We start from the raw sequence: 3,544 nt of genomic DNA on the forward strand, positions 1-3,544 counted from the left end.
CCGGTTTTTTAATCTGTCTTATATCTGATGGTATAAGAAGCTCTTTAAAAATTTGGGAAATGAGAAGTCCAAGTATTCAATGAATACGCAAGCGTCTAAGAAGTATCTCTGACACTTGTGTCTTTATGGTGAATCGTTATCACGATGAACAACCTGGACGGGATTGGAGTTGTCAGTCGAAAGGCGGGCAGTGAAGAGACTGTTTTGGGTTATATAGTCAAGTGATTAAGCGTACACGGTGGATGCCTTGGCAGCCAGAGGCGATGAAGGACGTTGTAGCTTGCGATAAGCTTCGGGGAGGTAGCAAACAACCTTTGATCCGGAGATTTCCGAATGGGGAAACCCACCTGTCATAAGGCAGGTATCGCATACTGAATACATAGGTATGCGAGGCGAACGCGGGGAACTGAAACATCTAAGTACCCGTAGGAACAGAAATCAATTGAGATTCCGTCAGTAGCGGCGAGCGAACGCGGATTAGCCCTTAAGTCTGTGAAAGATTAGGAGAACGGTCTGGGAAGGCCGGCCATAGTGGGTGATAGCCCCGTATCCGAAAATCTGATCAGGTGAAATCGAGTAGGTCGGAGCACGTGAAACTCTGATTGAACATGGGGGGACCATCCTCCAAGGCTAAATACTCCTGGCTGACCGATAGTGAACCAGTACCGTGAGGGAAAGGCGAAAAGAACCCCGGAGAGGGGAGTGAAATAGAACCTGAAACCGTGTACGTACAAGCAGTCGGAGCCCTCTTTGTGGGGTGACGGCGTACCTTTTGTATAATGGGTCAGCGACTTAATTTCAGTAGCGAGGTTAACCGTTTAGGGGAGCCGTAGGGAAACCGAGTCTTAATAGGGCGTTTAGTTGCTGGGATTAGACCCGAAACCGGGCGATCTATCCATGGGCAGGTTGAAGATGCGGTAACACGCATTGGAGGACCGAACCGACTACCGTTGAAAAGTTAGCGGATGACCTGTGGATCGGAGTGAAAGGCTAATCAAGCTCGGAGATAGCTGGTTCTCCCCGAAAGCTATTTAGGTAGCGCCTCGGACGAATACCACTGGGGGTAGAGCACTGTTTCGGCTAGGGGGTCATCCCGACTTACCAAACCGATGCAAACTCCGAATACCAGTGAGTACTATCCGGGAGACACACGGCGGGTGCTAACGTCCGTCGTGAAGAGGGAAACAACCCAGACCGCCAGCTAAGGTCCCCAAATTCCAGTTAAGTGGGAAACGATGTGGGAAGGCTCAGACAGCTAGGAGGTTGGCTTAGAAGCAGCCACCCTTTAAAGAAAGCGTAATAGCTCACTAGTCGAGTCGGCCTGCGCGGAAGATGTAACGGGGCTCAAACTGGATACCGAAGCTGCGGCAGCAGACTTGTTCTGCTGGGTAGGGGAGCGTTGTGTAAGCCCGTGTAGGTGTGTTGAGAAGCATGCTGGAGGTATCACAAGTGCGAATGCTGACGTGAGTAACGATAATGGGGGTGAAAAACCCCCACGCCGAAAGACCAAGGTTTCCTGCGCAACGCTAATCGGCGCAGGGTGAGTCGGCCCCTAAGGCGAGGCAGAAATGCGTAGCTGATGGGAAACGGGTTAATATTCCCGTACTTCTTATAACTGCGATGGAGAGACGGAGAAGGCTATGCCTACCGGGCGTTGGTTGTCCCGGGGAAAGGCTGTAGGCTGAGGTGTTAGGCAAATCCGGCACCTTAAGGCTGAGAGTCGAGACCACTGGTCCTTTGTGACCGGGAAGTGGTTGATGCCATGCTTCCAGGAAAATCTTCTAAGCTTCAGGTTATAAGGAACCGTACCCCAAACCGACACAGGTGGTTGGGATGAGTATTCTAAGGCGCTTGAGAGAACTCGGGTGAAGGAACTAGGCAAAATTGTACCGTAACTTCGGGAGAAGGTACGCCGCTGACGGTGACGAGACTTGCTCTCTGAGCTATTGGCGGTCGCAGTGAAAAGGCCCCTGCAACTGTTTATTAAAAACACAGCACTCTGCAAACGCGTAAGCGGACGTATAGGGTGTGACGCCTGCCCGGTGCCGGAAGGTTAATTGATGGGGTTAGCTTCGGCGAAGCTCTTGATCGAAGCCCCGGTAAACGGCGGCCGTAACTATAACGGTCCTAAGGTAGCGAAATTCCTTGTCGGGTAAGTTCCGACCTGCACGAATGGCGTAATGATGGGGGCGCTGTCTCCACCCGAGACTCAGTGAAATCGAAATCGCAGTGAAGATGCTGTGTACCCGCGGCTAGACGGAAAGACCCCGTGAACCTTTACTATAGCTTCACAGTGGACTTTGAACCTGCTTGTGTAGGATAGCTGGGAGACTTTGAAGCGGTGACGCTAGTCATCGTGGAGTCGTCCTTGAAATACCAGCCTGGCATGTTTGAGGTTCTAACCTAGGTCCATTATCTGGATCGGGGACATTGTGTGGTGGGTAGTTTGACTGGGGCGGTCTCCTCCCAAAGAGTAACGGAGGAGCACAAAGGTACCCTCAGCACGGTCGGACATCGTGCAACGAGCGTAAAGGTAGAAGGGTGCTTGACTGCGAGACCTACAAGTCGAGCAGGTGCGAAAGCAGGTCTTAGTGATCCGGTGGTTCTGTATGGAAGGGCCATCGCTCAACGGATAAAAGGTACTCCGGGGATAACAGGCTGATACCGCCCAAGAGTTCATATCGACGGCGGTGTTTGGCACCTCGATGTCGGCTCATCTCATCCTGGGGCTGAAGCCGGTCCCAAGGGTATGGCTGTTCGCCATTTAAAGAGGTACGCGAGCTGGGTTTAGAACGTCGTGAGACAGTTCGGTCCCTATCTGCCGTGGGCGTTGGAGATTTGAGAGGAGCTGCTCCTAGTACGAGAGGACCGGAGTGGACGAACCTCTGGTGTTCCGGTTGTCACGCCAGTGGCATTGCCGGGTAGCTACGTTCGGACGGGATAACCGCTGAAAGCATCTAAGCGGGAAGCCTCCCTCAAGATGAGATCTCCCTGGGAACTTGATTCCCCTGAAGGGCCGTTGAAGACCACAACGTTGATAGGCTGGGTGTGGAAGCGTTGTAAGGCGTGAAGCTAACCAGTACTAATTGCCCGTGAGGCTTGACTATATAACACCAAAGCAGTCTTCGGCTCCAAGAGCTAGGACCGCAAAGAGACGGTGTCAGAGATTGGACGCTTGCAGCATTGACTAGCAAACTTCTCGTTCCCATTTGGCTTTGCCGGTGAGCAGTGTAGTACACCGGTAAGGCAACCTAATTTAGCGATGCCCGCGTGGATAGCTAAACCAGTTTGCCTGACGACCATAGAGTGTTGGAACCACCTGATCCCATGCCGAACTCAGAAGTGAAACGACATATCGCCGATGGTAGTGTGGGGTCTCCCCATGTGAGAGTAGGTCATCGTCAGGCTCTTAAATAAAACAGAAAACCCCCGTCACGAAAGTGTCGGGGGTTTTTTGTTTTATTCAGGATCACGGTGATCCACTCTCCCTACCTCGCAGCGCTCGCGCTGCCATCCCCTCAAGGGGGACCGAGGTGTGAAACCC

Annotated in this window: 2 rRNA genes; both read left to right on the top strand. The window is 52.4% G+C overall.

Annotation, left to right across the window (positions count from 1 at the left end):
• Window positions 1–215: 215 nt before the first annotated feature.
• Window positions 216–3,107: ribosomal RNA gene (locus tag A3714_RS09870) — 23S ribosomal RNA — on the top strand.
• 184 nt (window positions 3,108–3,291) lie between these two features.
• Window positions 3,292–3,407: ribosomal RNA gene (gene rrf / locus A3714_RS09875) — 5S ribosomal RNA — on the top strand.
• The last annotated feature ends 137 nt before the right edge of the window (window positions 3,408–3,544 follow it).

Source organism: Alcanivorax sp. HI0007 (assembly GCF_001635525.1).
Lineage (GTDB): Bacteria > Pseudomonadota > Gammaproteobacteria > Pseudomonadales > Alcanivoracaceae > Alcanivorax.